The organism is Nocardia crassostreae (assembly GCF_001613405.1).
GTDB classification, from domain to species: Bacteria; Actinomycetota; Actinomycetes; order Mycobacteriales; family Mycobacteriaceae; genus Nocardia; species Nocardia crassostreae.
The window spans coordinates 1-19337 of sequence record NZ_BDCH01000008.1 but is presented as its reverse complement, the minus strand read 5'-3'; the positions used below and the strand labels follow the sequence as shown (position 1 = coordinate 19337).

At 67.7% G+C, this 19337-nt stretch carries 19 protein-coding genes; 8 read left to right on the top strand and 11 right to left on the bottom strand.

The features are described 5' to 3' along the window. The first annotated feature begins 17 nt into the window (after nt 1–17). From NC4_RS04155 to NC4_RS04145, 3 genes are all read left to right on the top strand, one after another. On the top strand, nt 18–1043 hold the full coding sequence (locus NC4_RS04155; protein ID WP_067532505.1) for an adenylate/guanylate cyclase domain-containing protein: 1026 nt from the start codon (nt 18–20) through the stop codon (nt 1041–1043). Nucleotides 1044–1558: 515 nt separating this feature from the next. Next, nucleotides 1559–2557: an ATP-binding cassette domain-containing protein gene (locus NC4_RS04150; protein WP_067532502.1), complete on the top strand. Its 999-nt coding sequence runs from the start codon at nt 1559–1561 to the stop codon at nt 2555–2557. Then, nucleotides 2554–3402: an ABC transporter permease gene (locus tag NC4_RS04145; RefSeq protein ID WP_084528463.1), complete on the top strand. Its 849-nt coding sequence runs from the start codon at nt 2554–2556 to the stop codon at nt 3400–3402. Before NC4_RS04150 ends, NC4_RS04145 begins: the two co-directional genes overlap by 4 nt. Nucleotides 3403–3761: 359 nt before the next feature. Here NC4_RS04145 and glmS read toward each other — a convergent pair whose 3' ends face one another. Further along, nucleotides 3762–5600: a glutamine--fructose-6-phosphate transaminase (isomerizing) gene (gene glmS / locus NC4_RS04140; RefSeq protein WP_067532499.1), complete on the bottom strand. Its 1839-nt coding sequence runs from the start codon at nt 5598–5600 to the stop codon at nt 3762–3764. An 18-nt stretch (nt 5601–5618) separates the two neighbouring features. After that, nucleotides 5619–5888: a hypothetical protein gene (locus NC4_RS04135; protein ID WP_067532635.1), complete on the bottom strand. Its 270-nt coding sequence runs from the start codon at nt 5886–5888 to the stop codon at nt 5619–5621. A 141-nt stretch (nt 5889–6029) separates the two neighbouring features. Here NC4_RS04135 and NC4_RS04130 point away from each other — a divergent pair, with 141 nt between their 5' ends. Together NC4_RS04130 and NC4_RS04125 are read left to right on the top strand one after the other, a co-directional pair. Beyond that, complete coding sequence (locus tag NC4_RS04130) at nt 6030–6557, top strand: peptidylprolyl isomerase (RefSeq protein ID WP_067532496.1); 528 nt, start codon at nt 6030–6032, stop codon at nt 6555–6557. Between the two features lie 28 nt (nt 6558–6585). Then, nucleotides 6586–7458: a rhomboid family intramembrane serine protease gene (locus tag NC4_RS04125; RefSeq protein WP_067532493.1), complete on the top strand. Its 873-nt coding sequence runs from the start codon at nt 6586–6588 to the stop codon at nt 7456–7458. Nucleotides 7459–7461: 3 nt separating this feature from the next. On the opposite strand, the gene NC4_RS04120 is transcribed toward NC4_RS04125, so the two are convergent. Together NC4_RS04120 and crgA are read right to left on the bottom strand one after the other, a co-directional pair. Then, complete coding sequence (locus tag NC4_RS04120; protein ID WP_157554262.1) at nt 7462–7905, bottom strand: PH domain-containing protein; 444 nt, start codon at nt 7903–7905, stop codon at nt 7462–7464. Nucleotides 7906–7978: 73 nt separating this feature from the next. Continuing rightward, on the bottom strand, nt 7979–8242 hold the full coding sequence (gene crgA, locus NC4_RS04115; protein ID WP_067532487.1) for a cell division protein CrgA: 264 nt from the start codon (nt 8240–8242) through the stop codon (nt 7979–7981). A gap of 127 nt (nt 8243–8369) precedes the next feature. Here crgA and NC4_RS04110 point away from each other — a divergent pair, with 127 nt between their 5' ends. Genes NC4_RS04110 through NC4_RS04100 form a run of 3 tightly spaced genes read left to right on the top strand, consistent with a single transcriptional unit; the run spans nt 8370 to nt 10154 of the window. Further along, nucleotides 8370–9008 carry an aminodeoxychorismate/anthranilate synthase component II gene (locus NC4_RS04110; RefSeq protein WP_067532483.1) on the top strand — a complete coding sequence of 213 codons (639 nt, stop codon included), beginning with the start codon at nt 8370–8372 and terminating at the stop codon, nt 9006–9008. Then, nucleotides 9005–9703 (top strand): RibD family protein, encoded by a 699-nt coding sequence (locus NC4_RS04105; protein WP_245721482.1) that lies wholly within the window; start codon nt 9005–9007, stop codon nt 9701–9703. The genes NC4_RS04110 and NC4_RS04105 overlap by 4 nt, the downstream gene beginning before the upstream one ends. Beyond that, nucleotides 9690–10154, top strand: coding sequence for a dCMP deaminase (locus NC4_RS04100; RefSeq protein WP_067532480.1), 465 nt, complete (start codon nt 9690–9692; stop codon nt 10152–10154). Before NC4_RS04105 ends, NC4_RS04100 begins: the two co-directional genes overlap by 14 nt. A 40-nt stretch (nt 10155–10194) precedes the next feature. Here the strand turns inward: NC4_RS04100 and pknB are convergent, their stop codons facing one another. The 7 genes from pknB to NC4_RS04065 form a co-directional block, all read right to left on the bottom strand. After that, entirely contained in the window at nt 10195–12102 is a 1908-nt protein-coding gene (gene pknB / locus NC4_RS04095) for a Stk1 family PASTA domain-containing Ser/Thr kinase (protein ID WP_067532477.1), read from the bottom strand. Next, entirely contained in the window at nt 12099–13682 is a 1584-nt protein-coding gene (locus tag NC4_RS04090; protein ID WP_067532474.1) for a serine/threonine-protein kinase, read from the bottom strand. Before NC4_RS04090 ends, pknB begins: the two co-directional genes overlap by 4 nt. 34 nt (nt 13683–13716) lie before the next feature. After that, nucleotides 13717–15192 carry a peptidoglycan D,D-transpeptidase FtsI family protein gene (locus NC4_RS04085; protein ID WP_067532471.1) on the bottom strand — a complete coding sequence of 492 codons (1476 nt, stop codon included), beginning with the start codon at nt 15190–15192 and terminating at the stop codon, nt 13717–13719. Then, entirely contained in the window at nt 15189–16664 is a 1476-nt protein-coding gene (locus NC4_RS04080) for an FtsW/RodA/SpoVE family cell cycle protein (RefSeq protein WP_067532468.1), read from the bottom strand. The genes NC4_RS04085 and NC4_RS04080 overlap by 4 nt, the downstream gene beginning before the upstream one ends. Further along, entirely contained in the window at nt 16664–18169 is a 1506-nt protein-coding gene (locus NC4_RS04075) for a PP2C family protein-serine/threonine phosphatase (RefSeq protein ID WP_067532465.1), read from the bottom strand. The genes NC4_RS04080 and NC4_RS04075 overlap by 1 nt, the downstream gene beginning before the upstream one ends. Then, nucleotides 18166–18633, bottom strand: coding sequence for an FHA domain-containing protein FhaB/FipA (locus NC4_RS04070; protein WP_067532462.1), 468 nt, complete (start codon nt 18631–18633; stop codon nt 18166–18168). The genes NC4_RS04075 and NC4_RS04070 overlap by 4 nt, the downstream gene beginning before the upstream one ends. A 195-nt stretch (nt 18634–18828) precedes the next feature. Next, a partial coding sequence (locus NC4_RS04065; protein ID WP_157554260.1) for an FHA domain-containing protein occupies nt 18829–19337 on the bottom strand: 509 nt, incomplete at its 5' end.

The following is a 19337-nucleotide window of genomic DNA, read 5'->3' as shown; positions in this document are numbered from 1 at the left end:
GGACGTAAGGTGGCGAGATGGCGTCCACTGAGATCTCCAAGCTGGTTCAGGCGGTGGTGGAGCCGTATCTGCTGAACGGTAAGCGCAAGTACAACCGGCGGGAGGTGGCGGCCAAGACCAAGGTGCCGACCTCGCTGACCAGAAGGCTCTGGGTATCGCTGGGCTTTCCGGCCGATCCCGATGATCACGCGCTGGAGTACAGCGATTCCGATATCGAGGCGGCCAAGACCTTCAGTCGGCTGAATGTGCTGGCCTCGGCCGATATTCACCGGCAGACCACGGCGGCACGGACGCTGGGGCGGTCCATGGCGCGGCTGGCGGAGTGGCAGGTGGATCTGGTCACCGAGGAGATCCTGGACCGCATTGCCCAGCGCACCGCCGAGGATCCGAAGGCCGATCCGGAGGAGGTGGCGCGGGTGGCCACCGAGGAGGTGGTCGCCGATTTCGAGGCGCTCATGTCCTATGCCTGGCGGCGGCATCTGAGCGCGGCGCTGGCCCGCTCGCTCGACGAGGGCGCGGTCGCCGGTGACACCATGCGGGTGCTGGCGGTGGGCTTCGCCGATATGGTCGGCTACACGCGCCTGACCCGGCACCTGGAGCCGGACGAACTGTCGGCGCTGCTGGAGGCATTCGAGACCGCCACCAGCAATGCGATCATCGCCAACGGCGGGTGGGTGATCAAGAACGTCGGTGACGAAGTCATGTTCGCGGCCAATTCCGCCAAGGACGGTGCGCGCATCGCGCTGGCCGTGCAGGAGGCCGCGACCGCCTCGCACGGCGTCACCCAGGAACTGAGGTTCGGGCTGGCCTACGGCGAGGTGCTGCAACGGTTCGGCGACCTCTACGGGTCGGTGGTGAACGTGGCCGCCGGGCTCACCGGTGTGGCGCGGCCGGGCACCGTTCTGATCGATGAGAGCGCGGCGCTGGCGGTGGCCGGAGATGCGCAATTCGAATTGCGCAATCTGCGCACCGTGCGGGTGAAAGGTATCAATCGGCTGCACGGATATGTGCTGCGCCGGAATGAGATTCGACCGCTGGTCTGAGCCGACCCGATTCGGTGACAACGACCGGGTCCGGGAATAGGGGCGGGCCTCGGCGAAGGGGGGGGGGAGTTAGCCGAGGCCCGCGTAAGGTCGGCCCGGGGGGGAGGGGCCGACGAAAACGATCCTACGCGACAGCGGGCGATTGTGTGGCCATCGGGGCATCGCGTTCCAAGATTTTTTCGCGGAAAAGATGTCGTACCCCGGTGCGAGGATGCAGAGGTGACCGCGAGACTGGTTCCGACCCAGCGAAGTCGAGTAGTGAGCTACTCGGGTTTCCGCACGCTGACCGGGCGGAAACTTGAATCGGCCGCATCCTGCACCGGCACCCCCGAGCACCGCCGGACCCCCAGCAGGATGCGGCCTTCGCTGTATTACAGCTTTTTCACATCCGGTAATTCGGATGACCGACCGAAGTCCGAAGGGCGATACTTGCTCGGAATGTCCGGTCTTGTTCGGCAGCATCGATGCAGCTCAGGGCACCTGCCACGACGAACTTTCGAGACATCAGGAGAATCATGCCCGACGCCATAGTCGCCGAGGGTCTGGTCAAGAGGTACGGCAAGGTTGCCGCTCTCGACGGCCTCGACCTATCGGTACCAGAAGGAACTGTCACCGCCCTGCTGGGCCCCAACGGCGCAGGTAAGACGACCGCGGTCCGGGTGCTCACCACCCTGCTGATCCCGGACGCCGGGCGCGCCACCGTCGCCAATGTCGATGTGCTGAAGGATCCGCAGTTGCTGCGCTCCCGCATCGGCACCTCCGGCCAGTACGCGGCCGTCGACGAATACCTCACCGGCTTCGAGAATCTCGAAATGGTGGGCAGGCTCTATCACATGGGCGTGCAGCGCAGTAAGGAGCGCGCCCGCGAACTCCTGGAACGCTTCCGGCTCAGCGATGCCGGTGATCGGCCGGTGAAGGGCTACTCCGGCGGTATGCGCCGTCGCCTGGACCTCGCTGGCGCGCTGGTCGCGAATCCGCCGGTGCTGTTCCTGGACGAACCCACCACCGGCCTGGATCCCCGTGCGCGCCTTGATCTCTGGGATGTCATCGAGGAACTCGTGGCGGGCGGCACCACACTGTTGCTGACCACCCAGTACCTGGAGGAGGCCGATCGGCTGGCCGATTCCATCGCGGTCATCGACCACGGGCACGTCATCGCCGAGGGCACCTCCGACGAATTGAAGGCCATGGTCGGCGGCGACCGCATCGAACTGGTCGTGGACCATGTCGACAATCTGGCCGTCGCGCAGCGCGCGCTGGCGGGTCTGGCGGGCGGCGAGATCCGGCTCGAACCCGGTCTGCGCCGGATCATCGTGCCGGTGAACGACGGCTCGCAGGCACTGGTCGACGCCATCGGGCAGCTCACCAAACACGAGGTGGCCATTCACGATGTCGGCCTGCGCCGCCCCTCGCTCGACGATGTGTTCCTGACCCTCACCGGACACGAGGCCGAGGAACTGATCAATGGCGCGAAGGGTGCGGAAGACCTGGCCACGGACGGAGGAGCCCGATGAGCGCCACCCTGATCACCGCCGAGAAGCCCTCGCTCCTACAGCGGGCCGCCATGCTCGTCAGCGACAGCCTGACCATTACCAAGCGCAATGTCATCAAGATCAAGCGCGTGCCCGACGTGCTCATCTTCACGACGCTGTCGCCGATCATGTTCGTGCTGCTGTTCGCCTACGTATTCGGTACGGCCATCAAGGTTCCCGGGCTGGAGGGCGGTTACCGCGAATTCCTCATCGCGGGCATTTTCGCCCAGACCGTGGTCTTCGGCGGCACCTTCACCGGTCTGAGCCTGGCCGAGGATATGCAGAAGGGGATCATCGACCGCTTCCGGTCGCTACCCATGGAATCCGCGGCCGTGCTTATCGGGCGCACCGGCGCCGATGTGGTCATCAATGTGGTGAGCCTGGTGGTCATGTCGCTGGCCGGTCTGGTGGTCGGCTGGCGGATTCGCGGCTCGTTCCTGGACGCGGTGCTGGCGTATGTGCTGCTACTGCTGTTCGCCCACGCGGTCTCGTGGATCATGGCGGTGATCGGCCTGATAGTGCGGGCGCCGGAAGTGTTCAACAATGCGGTGTTCATGGTGATCTTCCCGCTCACCTTCCTGGCCAATACCTTCGTGCCGTTGAACGATCTGCCCGGTCCGCTCAAGGTGTTCGCGGAATGGAATCCGGTGTCGGCGTTGACCGAAGCCACGCGCGTGCTGTTCGGCAATACCAGTCCGGCGTTCCCGCCGCCGGACACCTGGTCCATGCGGCATCCGGTGGCGACGACCCTGCTGTGGGTCGTGGTGATCCTGGTGATCTTCGTGCCGCTGGCCGTGCGCCAGTACAAGCGGTCAGTGAGCCGCTGAGTAATCCGGAGACGGAGCGGAACCGTTGCGCGAGTAGCCGAGGCGCGGCGGTTCCGCGGCCGGGGCCGGAGGTTGCGGGCGGCGGCTCACGAAGAACGCCACGACCCCGCCGGTGACGGCGAGTAGTGCGGCCAAAACCAATCGAGTGCGAGAACTACCCAGGCCCATGCGACCACTCTGACACAGCAAGACAATTCGCGCACCGCCCGCCTCCCCGAAACTTCAGCGCACGGCTGGGTGCCGTGGTCCGTATTGCACGCGTGCCGGCGGTCGGGTGCCAACCCGATTTTGGACGTACCCGACGAGGTACCCCTGGCGGCACGAAATCAGTCGTCGCCTTTCGCAACGCCAGGTCCGATTCACTCCACGGTCACGCTCTTGGCGAGGTTGCGGGGCTTGTCTACGTCGCGGCCCAATGCCAGCGCGGTGTAGTAGGCCAGCAATTGGAGGGGGATGGTCAGGATGATCGGGTCGAGCTCGGGGCCGATGGTGGGGACGCGGATGATGTCGTCGGCGACGCCGTCGGGGAGGGTGGCGTTGGTGACGGCGATGACCGGGCCGCCGCGGGCCTTGATCTGCTCGATGGTGGTGAGGTTCTTGGCGAGGAGTTCGTCGTCGGGGACCAGGACGATGCTGGGCATATCCGGGTCGATGAGGGCGAGGGGGCCGTGTTTGAGTTCGGAGCCCTGGTACGCCTCGGCGTGGATGTAGGAGATCTCCTTGAGTTTCTGCGCGCCCTCGCGGGCCACCGGCCAGGCGCGCACGCGGCCGACGTAGAACATGCTGCGGGCCTTGGCATAGCGGGCGGCGATCTCGGCAATGGCGGCATCGTTCGCGAGCACCGCGTCGATGGCGTCGGGCAGGGCGCGCAGGCCGGAGACGACGCGTTCGCCCGCCGCGGTGGACAGGTCGCGGACCCGGCCCAGCAGCAGGGCGAGCATGGCGAAGGAGACGGTCATATTGGTGAGCGCCTTGGTGGAGGCCACCGAGACCTCGGGTCCGGCGTGCAGGAAGACGCCCGCGCCGCATTCGCGCGCGATGGCGCTGCCGACCACATTCACCGCGCCGATGACGCGGCCGCCCTTGCGCTGCAATTCCTGAACGGCGGCAAGGGTATCCAGGGTTTCACCGGATTGGCTGATGGCGATGTAGAGGGCGTCCGGATCGACCACCGGATTGCGGTAGCGGAATTCGGAGGCGGGTTCGGCCACCGCGGGAATGCGGGCCAGCTCCTCCACCAGCTGGGCGCCCAATTGCCCCGCGTAGTAGGCGGATCCGCAGCCCAGGAAGACCACCTTGCGAATTCCGCGCAGCTCGCGCGCGTCCATATTGAGCCCGCCCAGCACCGGGGTGGCGAAGCGCTCGTCGAGCCGCCCGCGCAGGGCGCGGCGTACGGCGTCGGGCTGTTCGGCCATCTCCTTGCGCATGAAGTCCGGGTAGCCGCCGAGCGCGTAGTCCTCGGCCGCCATATCGATGGTGGTCGGCGTCTTGTCGGTGCGCCGGGCCTCGAGTCCCAATGTGCTGGTGCGGAATTCACCGGCCCGCACGGTGGCCAGCTCGCCGTCGTCGAGGAACACCACGCGCTGGGTGTGGTGCACCAGCGCGGCCACATCGGAGGCCACGAACATCTCGCCGTCGCCCACGCCGAGCACGATGGGGCTGCCATTGCGGGCCACCACCAGTTCGTCGGCGCGGCGTGGATCCAGCACCAGCAGCCCGTAGGTGCCCTCCACCCGGCGCAGTGCCGTGCGCACGGCGTCCTCCAGGGATTCGGCCTCGTCGAGCGCGGCGGCGATGAGGTGCGCGATGGCCTCGGTATCGGTCTCGGAGACGAATTCCACTCCGGCGGCCGTCAATTCGGCCCGCAGCTGCTCGGCGTTCTCCACGATCCCGTTGTGCACCACGACGATCCGCCCGGCGGTATCGGTGTGCGGGTGCGCATTGGCGTCACTGGGCTCACCGTGGGTGGCCCAGCGGGTGTGCGCGATGCCCACGGCGCCGCGCAGCCGCGCACCCTCGGCGTCCACCCGGTCGCGCAGATCCTGCACCCGGCCCTGGGTTTTGGTGATCCGCAGCCGCCCGCGGTGCGGCACCGCCAGTCCGGCCGAGTCGTAACCGCGGTATTCGAGCCGGTGCAGGCCCTCCAGCAGCACCGGGACGGCATCCCGGTGGCCTATGTATCCGACGATTCCACACATTGCGCGTTCGGTCTCCTGTCACCCGTAGACGAGTCGTCGCAGCTGTCGTTCGGTGAATTCGGGGGCGGCGACCCGGCGCTGCGCCAGTTCGGCGGCGATGCGCTGCCAGATCTCGGCATTGCGCACCTGCCGCCGCTGTAGTTCGGCATGCCTGCGGCGCACGAACTGCTCCGCGGACTCGTCGAAATACCCGACCACATCGGCCACCACCCGGGCGGCGACCGCAGGCGGCAGGCCTGTGGAGGCCGCCACATGGCGGATCAGATCCTGGGGAACCCCGTCAGTCACCCGCACGAGCCTGCCGCATGATCGCGGTTTCGCCAATATTTCTGCCCGAATTCGGGCAGAAAGTCACATGCACGCCATTCCTGCTGCTCGTGGTGCGTGCCGTGGACCAGCCGGAACGCGCGCACACCTAAGCTGGGCGGCGTGACCTCACCGAATCAGACCGCCGTGGCGACGCTGCACACCAATCACGGCGATATCAAGATCTCGCTCTTCGGTAACCACGCTCCCCGCACGGTGGCGAACTTCCTCGGCCTGGCCGACGGTTCCGCCCCGTACACCACGAAGAACGCCTCCGGCGCCCAGTCCGGCCCGTTCTACGACAATGCGATCTTCCACCGGGTCATGGACGGTTTCATGATCCAGGGCGGCGATCCCACCGGCACCGGCCGCGGCGGCCCGGGCTACGAGTTCAAGGACGAGTTCCATCCGGAACTGCGGTTCGATCGCGCGTACCTGCTGGCCATGGCCAATGCCGGACCGGCGACCAATGGTTCCCAGTTCTTCATCACGCTGGGCCCGCAGCCGCATCTGAATCGCAAGCACACCATCTTCGGCGAGGTCCTCGATCCGGATTCGCGCAAGGTGGTCGACACGATCGGGGCGGTGGCGACCGACCGCAACGATCGGCCCAAGGACGAGGTCGTGATCTCCGGAATCACCATCTCCTGAATCCGGCCGGACCCGAAGAGAATTCGATATGAACCCGTACCAGCCCGCACCGACCTGCTTCCGCCATCCCGACCGCACCACCGGCCTGGGGTGCACCCGGTGCGGGCGTCCGGCCTGCCCGGAATGCCTCACCCCGGCCGCCGTCGGCCAGCACTGCGTGGAATGCGTGCGGCAGGGCCGCCAGGATGTGCGGCCGGTGCGCAATCAGGCCGGGGCGGTGGCGTCGACCCTCGCGCAGCCCTTCGTCACCTGGACGCTCATCGCGCTCAATGTGATCGTCTACGCCATTACCGCGTTCCAGGCGCGCAGCGTCATGGAGAACCGGTACTCCGACCTGTTCATGGATTGGGTGCTGGCGCCCGCGCTGGTCGGCGACGGCCAGTGGTGGCGGGTGGTCGGGTCCGGATTCCTGCACTACGGCGCGATCCACCTGGCGGTGAACATGCTCGCGCTGTACATGCTCGGCCCCTACTGTGAGGCGGCGCTGGGCCGGACGCGGTATCTCGCGGTGTATCTGGTGTCGCTGCTGGGCGGTTCGGCGGCGGTGACCGTGCTGTCGGATCCGCTGACGGCGTCGGCGGGCGCCTCGGGCGCGATCTTCGGCCTGTTCGGCGCGGTCGCGATCATCATGCTGCGGACGCGGCAGAACCTCACCCAGATCCTGGTGCTGCTGGTGATCAACCTGATCATCACCTTCTCGGTGCCGGGCATCTCGATCTGGGCGCATCTGGGCGGCCTGGTGGCCGGAACCATTGCGACGACCGGAATCCTGTACCTGCCGCGCTGGCTGCGCGCCCGCACCCAGGGCGCGGCCGCGGCGATCGGCTGGGCGGTGCTGGCGACCGTGGCGGTGGGCGCGGTCGTGATCATGGTGCTGGGCGCGCCGACGCTGATCTTCTAGCGGCTATTTACCGGAGAGATGGGTGCGCAGCGTGTCGAGGACTTCCTCCGGCCGCGTGCCCAGATCCCAGCGGCCGAAGATGAGCAGCTTCTCGACGCCGTCGTGGTCCACATCCAGCTCCAGCATGGGCAGGCGGCGGCCCAGCCGCCGGTAGTGCACCACGCGGGCGCGCATGACCTGATCGGCGGTATAGCGCTGCGGCCCGGTCAGCCCGCGTACCACCAGTTGGACCGGATCACCGGGTTCGACAGCCAGGCGCGGGCGCTGCCGCACGCCCATGAAGGCCAGGAAGAGCACGGCCGCCGCGGCCAGGCCGATGAGCAGTTTGGCCGGGGCGTCGTTGGAGAGGACGGCGGCCGCCGCGAGTACGACGCCGCCGATTCCGCAGGCGACAACCGCCGCGGTGGGGGTGGACCAGGAGAGACGTGAGTCGGTCGGCGTCGTCACTGTCCGCACTCCATCCTCGAGTTGTCCACAAGGTCATCCACAGATGTGTATGAATAACAATGATGTAAGGCACTCATCGCCAGCGCATGGTCATGATCAGACCCACGACCATGAGGCCGAAACCGACCAGGAAGTTCCACGCGCCCAGATCGTTCATCCAGGTGATCTGCTCGGCCGCCAGGTAGTAGACGAGCAGCCACACCAGGCCCGCGAGCATGAAGCCCAGCATGATGGTGACGTACCAGACCGGTGACGGCCCGGCCTTCACCTTCACCGGCGTCCGGCTGGCCGGGTTGATGGTGTAATCGGTCTTCTTCCGGACCTTCGACTTGGGCATGACGTCCTCTTTTTTGGCGTGTGGTCTGGTTACAGGTTATCCCGGGCACCCTGGGGAAAGGCGACTTGGGGAGCCGTTCGGCGGTATTGCGTGCGACGTTCGCGGGTGCGACAACTACTCTCGACATATGCGTGTTCTGGTCGTCGACAACTACGACAGCTTCGTCTTCAACTTGGTCCAGTATCTCGGACAGCTGGGTGTCGAAGCGGTGGTCTGGCGCAATGACGACCCGCAACTCGCGGATCTGGACGCCGTCGTACAGAACTTCGACGGCGTATTGATCAGCCCGGGACCGGGCACCCCCGAGCGCGCCGGGGCCAGCATGGAACTGGTGAAGGCCTGCGCACGGCACGAAACGCCGCTGCTGGGCGTGTGCCTGGGGCATCAGGCCATCGGCGCGGCCTTCGGCGCGACCGTCACCAAGGCGTCCGAGTTGCTGCACGGTAAGACCAGCGATGTCTTCCATATCGGCGCGGGCGTGTTGGCCGGTCTGCCGGATCCCTTCACCGCCACCCGCTACCACTCGCTGACCGTGCTCGAGGAGACCATGCCGCCCGAGCTGGAAGTGCTGGGCCGCACCGAATCCGGCATCGTCATGGCCATGCGCCATCGCACGCTGCCCATTCACGGCGTGCAGTTCCATCCCGAATCGGTGCTCACCCAGGGCGGGCATCGCATGCTGGCCAACTGGCTCGGCGTGTGCGGCGAGCGACCCGCCGAGGGGCTCGTGCAGACCCTGGAGGCGGAGGTCGCGGCGCTGGTGTGAAGGGCCTGACTAGACCGCATGTGCTGCTGTCGGTTGCGGTGAGCATCGACAGCTATATAGACGATGCGGGGCCGGATCGGCTGCTGCTGTCCAATGCCGCCGATTTCGATCGGGTCGATGCATTGCGGGCGGAGTCCGACGCCATTCTCATCGGGGCGGAGACGCTGCGGCGCGACAATCCGCGGCTGCTGATCAATGACGAGGACCGGCGGCTGCGGCGCATTGCCGCCGGGCAGCCGGAGTATCCGCTGCGGGTGATCGTCACCGCGCGTGGCGATCTCGACCCGGATCTGCGGTTCTGGCATTTCGGCGGCGAACGGCTGATCTACACCACCGATTCCGGCGCGGCGCGGCTCGACGAATGGATATTCGGCGAGGCCGAGGTGGTATCCCTGGGCGCGGCAATCGATTTCGAGGCGGTCCTGGACGATCTCGCCATACGCAAGATCGCGCGCCTCATGGTGGAGGGCGGCGGCTCCATTCACACCGCGTTCCTGTCGGCCGGTCTGGCCGACGAGATCCGCATGGCCGTCGCCCCGATCGCGGTCGGCGATCCGGCCGCGCCCCGCTTTCTCGGGCCCGCAGATTTTCCCGGCGGCGCGCGACACCGCATGCGGCTGGCCGACGTCGGCCGGGTCGGCGATATGGCGCTGCTGACGTATCTGCCGAAGGAGGAGTCGAATGTCGTCGGATGAGGCCCGGCTGGATCGCGGCTGGATGCGGCACGCCATCGGCCTGGCGCGACTGTGCCCGCGTAGTACGACCGCCTTCGCGGTGGGCGCGGTCATCGTGGGCGCGGACGGCGTGGAGATCACCCACGGCTGGTCCCGGGAGACCGACGACAAGGTCCACGCCGAGGAATCCGCGCTGAACAAGCTGGAATCCGATGATCCGCGCCTGCCGTACGCGACCATCTACAGCACCCTGGAACCCTGTTCGGTGCGAGGGAGCAAGGATCGCGCGCCGTGCACGGATCGCATTCTGGCGGCCGGAATCCGGCGCGTGGTTATCGCCTGGCGCGAGCCCGGCACATTCGTGGACAACTGCGTGGGCGTGGAGCGGTTGCGCGAACACGGGGTCGAAGTGGTCGAATTGCCCGACCTCGCGGATGAAGCCATGTCGATGAACCGGCATCTGCGGCTGTAGGTATGGGGGTGTGGGGGCCTAGCCCCCACACCCCCACATCTCACGGCGGACCGAGCGACAGCACGCCGGTCGTGATCGTCACCGTCTGTGTCTTGCCCAGCGAGGAGCCCGCGCTCGGCTGCTGGGCGATGATGCGCCCGACCTCACCGGTGTTCAGCGTGCTCTGTGTGGTCTGGGTGATCTGCCCGGCCCAGCCGCGCTGACGGAGCAGATCCGCCGCCTGCGCCGGGGTCAGCCCGCGCAGGTCCGGCATGGAGATCTGATCGCCGGTGGAGACCTGCACGGTCACCGTGGAGCCCTTGTCCGCCGTGGTGCCCGCGGCCGGATCAGTGTCGACCACCGTGCCCTTGGGCTGGGAGTTCGGCACCTCCTCGATGACGACCTTGAAGCCCGCGCTGTCGGCCAGGTTCGGCTTGGCCACATCGATGGATTGGCCCACCACATCCGGGACGCGCACCTTCTCCGGTCCGGATCCGAGGGTGATGGTGACCTGCCCGCCCGCATCGATCTTCTGCGCCTCGCCGGGCACCTGGTTGGTGACCTTGTCCTTCTCCTCGGCGCTGGACGGTTCCCGCTTGACATCCGGATTGAGTTGCAGCCCTTGCGCCTTGAGCGACTGCTCGGCCTGCTGCTGGGTCAGCCCGGCCAGCCGCGGCACCGAGACCTGCGCCGGGCCGGTGGACACCTGCAGGGTGATGGTGGAGCCCTTGTCCACGCGCGAGCCGCCGAGCGGCTGGGTGGCGATGACATTGCCCTGCGCGATCTTGGAGTCGGCCTTGTCCTGCACGGCCACGCTGAAGCCGAGCTTCTCCAGATCCCGTTGCGCCAGTTGCGCGTTCTTATTGGCCAGATCCGGCACCGCGATCTGATCCGGGCGCGAGCCGGGACCGACCAGCATCCAGAGCAGCGCGCCGATCAGAATGACCGCGACCGCGCCGAGGCCCGCGACCAGCGCGGTGCGCCGGGAGCCGGAACCCGGTTCGACGATCTCCTGTTCGGTGGTGTCGTCACGGCGCTCGATGGTGCGGTAGGTGCGCGGCGGCGGCAGTTCGTCGTCGAGGAAGCTGCTGCTCTCCTCCTCGGTCATGACCATGGGCGCGGTGGGCTTCTGCCCGCCCAGCACCCGGATTAGATCGGCGCGCATCTCGGCCGCGGTCTGGTACCGGTTGGCCGGGTTCTTGCTCATCGCCTTGAGAATGACCGAGTCGAGCTCGCGCGGGACGCCCGGATGCACGTGCGAGGGCAGCCGCGGATTCTCCCGCACGTGCTGATAGGCCACCGCGACCGGCGAATCACCGGTGAAAGGCGGTTCGCCGGTGAGGATCTCGTAGAGCACGCAGCCCACCGAGTACACATCCGAGCGCGCGTCCACCTGCTCGCCGCGGGCCTGCTCGGGCGACAGGTACTGGGCGGTGCCGATGACGGCCGCCGTCTGCGTCATGGGATTGGAGCTGTCGGCGATGGCGCGCGCGATGCCGAAGTCCATCACCTTCACCGCGCCCGCGCGGTTGATCATGATGTTGGCGGGCTTCATATCCCGGTGCACGATGCCGTTGCGATGCGAGAAGTCCAGTGCCGCACACACATCGGCAATGATCTCCATGGCGCGCAGGGGCGGCAGCGGGCCCTTGCCGCGCACGATATCGCGCAGGGTGTCGCCGTCGACGTACTCCATCACGATGTAGGGCAGCGGCCCGCCGTCGATCTCGGCCTCGCCGGTGTCGTAGACCGCCACGATGGCCGGATGGTTCAGCGCGGCCGCATTCTGGGCTTCGCGTTTGAAGCGCAGATAGAACGTGGGGTCACGGGCGAGATCCGCGCGCAGCACCTTGATCGCCACATCGCGGCCGAGCCGCAGATCGCGCGCCTTGTGCACTTCGGACATGCCGCCGAACCCGATGATCTCGCCCAGCTCGTAGCGAGACGAGAGGTTCTTCGGGGTCGTCATGGCAGTCCTCGAGGGCTGGAGGGAGCGATGTAGTCCGGCGATGATGCGGGTTCGCGGCCACCGTTTCCGATTCCCCCAGGAAAGGTTAGCGAGGGAATGGTGATCCCGGGGAAGCGACCGGTGGTCGTCGTCGGCGGCACGGTGGTTTTGTCCACCGTCGTCGTCGGCGGGGCGGTCGTGGTCTTCTCCGGTTTGGTGGTCGGCGGCACCGTGGTGGTCACCGGCGGAGGTGTCGTGGTCGGCGGCGCCTCGGTCGTCGTCGGCGGCTCGTAGGTGGGTTGCACCGGCGGCGGCTGCTGCTTTGTGGTGGGCGGCACCGTGGTCGTGGTGGTGCTCGGCGGCACCTGCGGCGGCGCGACGACGACGCTGGTCTTGGTGGTCGGCGTCGATTCCGGCGGATCGCCGCTGAGCAGCACGAAAGCGGCTGCGGCGCCGAGGATCAGGGCGCCGATACCGAGTCCGGCCAGCGCCTTCTGGCTATTGGTGAACCGGCCGCCGCCGGAGTCCCCGCCGATCTTGGCGGGTGCGGGCGGGCCGCCCACGGGCGTGCGCGGACCCGACATCATGACCGTCGCTCCGGTGGGCGGCGGGGGCGGCGGCTGCCGCATGGGCTGCGGCGGCGTGGGATAGCGCGTGGTGGCCTGGTCGGCATTGTTGGCGCCCGGAATCACCATGGTCGGCCCGGGCGGCAGGATGCGGGTGGCGCCGGTGGCAATACCGGTCGGAATGCCGCCGGTGGCGGGCGGGCGGCGGCCGGAGCGCACGGCGTCCACCGCATCGGCGAATTCGCCGCCGCTGGTGTACCGCAGCTGCGGATCCTTGGCCATGGTGATCTCGATGAGCTCGCGCACGTTCGGCGGCAGATCCGCGGGCAGCGGCGGCGGCGCGTCGCGCACATGCTTCATGGCGACGGTGAGCGCGCCGTCGCCGGTGAACGGCCGCTGCCCGGCGAGCGCCTCGTAACCGACCACGCCGAGGGAGTACACATCCGACGCCGAGGTGGCTTCCTCACCGGTGGCCTGTTCGGGCGCGATGTACTGCGCGGTGCCCATGACCATGCCGGTCTTGGTGACCGGCGAGGCGTCCACGGCCTTGGCGATGCCGAAGTCGGTGATCTTCACCAGACCGGTCGGTGTGACGAGGATATTGCCCGGCTTCACATCCCGGTGCACCACGCCCGCCGCGTGCGCGACCTGCAGCGCGCGGCCGGTCTGCTCCAGCACGTCCAGCCCCTGGGCGACCGAGAGCCGCCCCATCCGGTTGAGCACCGCGTTCAGCGGTTCGCCCTGGACGAGTTCCATGACCAGATAGGCGGTTTCGCCGCCGGAGGGGTCCAGGGTCTCGCCGTAGTCGTAGATTCCGGCAATGCCGGGGTGATTGAGCTGCGCGGTGGTCCGCGCCTCGGTGCGGAACCGATGCCGGAAGGTGGGATCGGCGGAGAATTCCGCCTTGAGCACCTTCACCGCGACCCGGCGATCCAGCCGGGTGTCGAGCGCTTCCCAGACCTGGCCCATTCCACCGGTGGCGATCAAGCGCTGCAGCCGGTACCGGTCCGCGATAATCGCACCGTTGTTCAGCATTCGAGACCCTGTCTACCTTGCACGTTCATATCGTTCAGCCCCCCTGCAATCCGGCGTCGAGCACCGCGCGCGCAATGGGCGCGGCGACCGATCCGCCGGTGGCGGCCAAAGCCCGGTCGCCACCGTTCTCGACGATCACCGCAATGGCGATCGTCGGGTTCTGTGCCGGCGCGAAGGCGATGTACCAGGCGTGCGGCGGGGTGTTGCGAGGATCGCTGCCGTGCTCGGCGGTGCCGGTCTTGGAAGCGATCTGGTAGCCACGCGGCTGTGAGCCTCCCTGCGTGTTCTTCTCCGATTCGATCATCAGATTGGTCAGCTGGGTGGCCACCGGCGCGCTGATGGCCTGACCGACCGACATGGGTTTGACGGTCTCCAGGATGGACAGGTCGGGAGCCTGCAGCTGATCCACCAGATGCGGTTGCATCCGCACGCCGCCATTGGCGACGGTGGCCGCGATGACCGCATTGTCCAGCGGGGTGAGCGCCACATCGCGCTGACCGATGCTGCTCTGGCCGAGCGCCGCATTATCCGGAATGGTACCGACGGTGCTGTCCGCCCACGGAATCGGAATGTTGGGATGCGTGCCGATGCCGAAGACGGCCGCCTCGTCCTTGAGCTTCGCGGCCCCCACCTTGATACCGAGGTCCACGAAAGCCGTGTTACACGAGTACTTGAACGCCTCGGTCAGCGAGACGGTCGCGCCGTCGCCGGGACCACAGTGGCTGCCGTTGTAGTTCTCCAGCGTGGTGGTGGTGTCCGGCAGGGTGATTCGGGGCGCCGCGGTGAACTGATCCGTGGGCTGGGCGATACCGCTGGACAGCGCCGCCGCGGTGGTGATCACCTTGAAGGTGGAGCCCGGCGGATAGGTCTGCGACACCGCGCGATTCAGCATGGGCTGGCGCGGATCGGTCTGCAGCGTCTTCCAGGCCTCGCCCGCCGCCGTGCCGTCGTGGGTGGACAGCAGGTTCGGGTCGTAGGACGGCGTGGACACCATGGTCAGGATGCGGCCGGTGCTCGGCTCGATGGCCACCACCGAACCGGTGTAGCCCTTGGCGGAGAGCTGCTCGTAGGCCACCTTCTGCATGACCGGGTTGAGCGTGGTGATCACATTGCCGCCACGTGGATCCCGGCCGGAGACCATATCGATGAGCCGCCGCCCGAACAGCTGATTGTCCGAGCCGTTGAGCACCGAATCCTCGGCGTGCTCGAGCCCGATGCTGCCGTACTGCATGGAGTAGAAACCGGTCGCCGGGGCATAGGCCAGCGGATCGGTCGGATACGTGCGCAGGTACTTGTAGCGGTCGTCGGTGGCGACCGAACTGGCCAGCACGGTGCCCTCGGCGGAGATCTGGCCGCGCTGGCGGGCGTACTCGTCGAGCAGCACGCGCACATTGCGGGGATCGCTGCGCAGGCTGTCGGCCTTGATGACCTGCACATAGGTGGCATTGGCGAGCAGCGCGACGATCATGACCATGACGGCCATGGCGACCCGGCGCAGGGGTGTGTTCACGCGACGCCCCCCTTCGGCGGCCGCTTCACCAGTTCGGTGGGCGCGTCCGCGATCGGCTGGTCCGGCGTCCGCTTGCGCACCGGGGCGGGTGCGCGGGCGGCGTCGGAGACCTTGATCAGCAGTGCCAGCAGTGCGTAGTTGGCCAGCAGCGAGGAACCGCCGTAGGAGACGAACGGCGTGGTGAGACCGGTCAGCGGAATCAGTTTGGTGACACCGCCGACCACCACGAACAACTGGATGGCGATGGTGAACGACAGGCCCGCGGCCAGCAGTTTGCCGAAGCTGTCGCGCACCGCCAGCGCCGTGCGCAGGCCACGAATGACGAAGACGCAGAACAACATCAGAATGGCGGCCAGGCCGATGAGACCCAGCTCCTCACCGATGGTGGTGATGATGAAGTCGGTCTTGGCGAAGGGCACCTGCGAGGGCCGCCCGCTGCCAAGCCCGGTACCGGCCAGACCGCCGGTGGCGAGTCCGAACAGCGACTGCGAGATCTGGTAGCCGGTGTTGTTGTAGTCGTCGAAGGGGTGCAGCCAGGTTTCGACGCGCACCTGTACATGCCCGAAGGCGTTGTAGGCGAATACGAATCCCAGCGCCAGCAGTCCGAGGCCGATGATCACCCAGCCCACCCGCTCGGTGGCGATGTAGAGCATCACCAGCACGGTGCAGAAGATGAGCAGCGAGGTGCCGAGATCCTTCTCGAGCACCAGCACGCCGAGGCACACCACCCAGACCACCAGGATCGGGCCCAGATCGCGGGCGCGCGGCAGCTCCATGCCGAACACGTGCTTGCCCGCCGCGGTGAACAGGTCCCGCTTGGCGACCAGCACGCCCGCGAAGAAGATGATGAGCAGGATCTTGGCGAACTCACCGGGCTGCATGCTGAAGCCCGGCAGGCGAATCCAGATCTTCGCGCCGTTCACCATGGAGAACCGGTCCGGCAGCACGGCCGGTATGGCCAGCGCGATGAGCCCGATCAGACCCAGGGTGTAGGCATAGCGCGCCAGCGTGCGGTAATCGCGCAGCACGATGAGCAGCGCCATGAAGACCACCATCCCCAGCCCCGTCCACAGCACCTGCTGATTGGCGTCGGGGGAGGGGATGGGCGTCGAGGAGAACGCGGCATCCTGTTTCTCGGACAGGTCGAGCCGATGGATCAGGACCAGCCCGAGCCCGTTGAGCAGCGCCACGATCGGTAGTAGCAGCGGGTCCGCGAAGGCGGCGAAGCGCCGCACCGCCAGGTGCGCCACCCCGAACAGGGCCAGATAAGACGCGCCCAGTTTGGCGATGTCCCAGGTGATGGACAGTTCCTGACTGGCCTCGACCAGCACCAGCGACACCGTGGTGACCACCGCCGCCAGGGCGAGCAGCAGCAGTTCCGCATTGCGCCGGGTGGACGGCGGCGGCGCGGGTGCGAATCCGCCCGGCGGACTGGGAAAGGCCCCAGCGGACGGTTGTGCCGGCGCGGACATCAGTCCGTCACCCTGCAGTTCTGAACCGGCGTCTGCGGCACGGTCGTGGTGGTGGTGACCGGCGGCGTCGGCTGCTCGCTGACGCCCGGGGAACGCGGTTCCAGCGGACGGCCCTCGCCGGTCTGCTCACCGGCGCCCGGCACGCCCGGCACGGTGGTGGTGGTCGGCGCGACCGGTGTGGTGGCGGGAGGGGTCTGGCCCGGATCGGTGGCCGGGGTGGTGGGCTGGCCCTGGGCGGCCTTCTCGCACGGCGGCAGCAGTTCGCTCTGCGCCAGCGCCTGCATCTGCTTGACGGCATCGTCGCGGGAGCCCGGCGGCAGACCCTTGTCGACCGAATCACGGCCGGTGGGCTTGAGATCGGTGAGCTTCAGTTCCCGGCAGCCCGCCGGGAAACCGGCGCCCGGGGCGGACAGGTGGAGGTCGCCGGTGCGGGTGACGCAGCCGACCTGATCGACATCGCGAATGGAGTAGCCGAGCACCGAGCCCGGTAGCCCGCGCAGCACCACCACCCGGCCGTTGTCGGCGCCCACGTAGTAGTTGCCGCGAATCATGTTGTAGCCCACGGTAAGTCCGGCGCCCACGGCCACCAGCAGCGCTAGCGACAGGACCAGCCAGCGCAGTTTGTGGCTCTTCTTCGGCGGTTCCGGCTCGGGCGTGCTGACCGCGCGGCGCGGTGCGGCGCGCGGCGGTCTCATGGCGGCGGCGCGCCCGGCGGCGGTATTCGGCGGCGGTGTGTCGTCGTCCTCGCCGGAGGCCGCGCCCGCCACGATCGGATGGGACTGGCCGTAATCCAGATCGATGACATCGGCGACCACGACCGTCACATTGTCGGGACCGCCACTGCGCAAAGCCAATTCGATGAGCCGGTCGGCGGCCTCGTCGGTGCTGCCCTCGCGCAGGGTGTTTGCGATGGTCTCATCGCTCACCACATCGGACAGGCCGTCCGAGCACAGCAGATACCGATCCCCGGCGCGCGCCTCGCGCACCACCAGGGTGGGCTCGATCTCGTTGCCGGTGAGCGCCCGCATGATGAGCGAGCGCTGCGGATGGGTGTGCGCCTGCTCGGGCGTGATGCGGCCCTCGTCGACCAGCGACTGCACGAAGGTGTCGTCGCGGGTGATCTGGGAGAGCTCGCCGCCGCGCAGCATGTAGGCGCGGGAGTCGCCGATATGGGCGAGGCCGAGTTTGGAACCCGCGAACAAGATGGCGGTGAGCGTGGTGCCCATACCGTCGAGTTCCGGCTCCTCCTCGACCTGATCGGCAATGGACGCATTGCCCTCGCGGACAGCGCGATCCAGCTTGCCCAGCAGATCCGGGCCGGGTTCGTCGTCGTCGAGATGCGCCAGCGCCGCGATCATCAGCTGGGAGGCGACTTCACCGGCGGCGTGACCGCCCATGCCGTCCGCGAGCGCGAGCAGCCGCGCTCCCGCATAGACGGAGTCCTCGTTGTTGGCTCGGACGAGACCGCGGTCGCTACGCGCTGCGTAGCGGAGAACAAGTGTCACGATCGCAGCTCGATCACTGTCTTACCGACACGGACGGGGGTGCCGAGCGGAACTCGGACCGGGGTGGTGACCTTCGACCGGTCGAGGTAGGTCCCATTGGTGGAACCGAGATCCTCGACGTACCAGTCCTCCCCGCGCGGCGACAGGCGCGCATGGCGGGTGGAGGCGTAGTCGTCGGTGAGGACCAGTGTGGAGTCGTCCGCGCGCCCGATCAGCACCGGCTGTGAGCCGAGTGAGATGCGGGTGCCTGCGAGTGAACCCTGAGTCACCACGAGATATTTGGCGCCCTTCTGGCCCCGGCGCAAGGACGGGAGCACCGCGGAACCGCCTGCGGCGCGCGGTGCGACCCGGATGCCGGAGGCCGCGTAGATATCGCTGCGCAAGGTTCGCAGCACCGCCCAGACGAACAGCCAGAGCAACAGCAGGAACCCCGCGCGGGTCAATTGCAGGATCAGTCCCTGCACGGTGCTCCACCTCCTGTTCGACCGTGTCGTAGGTACGGGCAGTCGTTACGGAAAAAGCTCCGTGACCCCCAACCGGTGCGCTTCGGCCTGCCGCCGCGAGTGTTGGCAGCATCATAGGGCCGTCGACCGGTTGCGATCACGATACGACCGAGGAATCTCGTGCCATATCGTGACCTGCACCGCGAGCTTACGGGATCAGACGATCCGGATCAGGATCTCGGAATGCCCGGCGCGGATGACATCCCCGTCGGCGAGCTGCCAGTCCTGTACCGGCGACCCGTTGACCAGCGTTCCATTGGTCGAACCGAGGTCGGAGAGCATGGCCGTCTGGCCGTCCCAGCGGACCTCGATATGACGGCGCGAGACCCCGGTATCGGGCAACCGGAAGTGGGCGTCCTGGCCGCGGCCGATGATGTTGCTGCCCTCGCGCAACTGGTAGGTGCGGCCGGAGCTGTCGTCCAGCTGCAGCGTGGCCGAGTAGCCGGAGCCGCCCGCCGGGGCCGCGTACCCGCCCTGCTGACCGTAGGCCTGCTGCTGACCGTAGGCCTGATCGTCGGCGTAGCCGCCCTGATCCGGGTACTGGTCGTAACCCTGCTGCCCGTAGCCCTGCTGGCCGTAGCCGCCCTGGTCGTACCCGGGCTGCTGCGCATAGCCCTGCTGCTGCCCGTAGCCCTGGTCGGCATAGCCGCCCTGCTGCTGGCCGT

What these genes read in the sequence shown, in the direction of transcription:
- NC4_RS04155 (WP_067532505.1), top strand. Translation starts at nt 18, where the DNA reads ATGGCGTCCACTGAGATCTCCAAGCTGGTTCAGGCGGTGGTGGAGCCG.
- NC4_RS04145 (WP_084528463.1), top strand. Translation starts at nt 2,554, where the DNA reads ATGAGCGCCACCCTGATCACCGCCGAGAAGCCCTCGCTCCTACAGCGG.
- NC4_RS04150 (WP_067532502.1), top strand. Translation starts at nt 1,559, where the DNA reads ATGCCCGACGCCATAGTCGCCGAGGGTCTGGTCAAGAGGTACGGCAAG.
- NC4_RS04090 (WP_067532474.1), bottom strand. Translation starts at nt 13,682, where the DNA reads ATGCTGAACAACGGTGCGATTATCGCGGACCGGTACCGGCTGCAGCGC.
- NC4_RS04125 (WP_067532493.1), top strand. Translation starts at nt 6,586, where the DNA reads ATGAACCCGTACCAGCCCGCACCGACCTGCTTCCGCCATCCCGACCGC.
- NC4_RS04110 (WP_067532483.1), top strand. Translation starts at nt 8,370, where the DNA reads ATGCGTGTTCTGGTCGTCGACAACTACGACAGCTTCGTCTTCAACTTG.
- NC4_RS04080 (WP_067532468.1), bottom strand. Translation starts at nt 16,664, where the DNA reads ATGTCCGCGCCGGCACAACCGTCCGCTGGGGCCTTTCCCAGTCCGCCG.
- NC4_RS04100 (WP_067532480.1), top strand. Translation starts at nt 9,690, where the DNA reads ATGTCGTCGGATGAGGCCCGGCTGGATCGCGGCTGGATGCGGCACGCC.
- crgA (WP_067532487.1), bottom strand. Translation starts at nt 8,242, where the DNA reads ATGCCCAAGTCGAAGGTCCGGAAGAAGACCGATTACACCATCAACCCG.
- pknB (WP_067532477.1), bottom strand. Translation starts at nt 12,102, where the DNA reads ATGACGACCCCGAAGAACCTCTCGTCTCGCTACGAGCTGGGCGAGATC.
- glmS (WP_067532499.1), bottom strand. Translation starts at nt 5,600, where the DNA reads ATGTGTGGAATCGTCGGATACATAGGCCACCGGGATGCCGTCCCGGTG.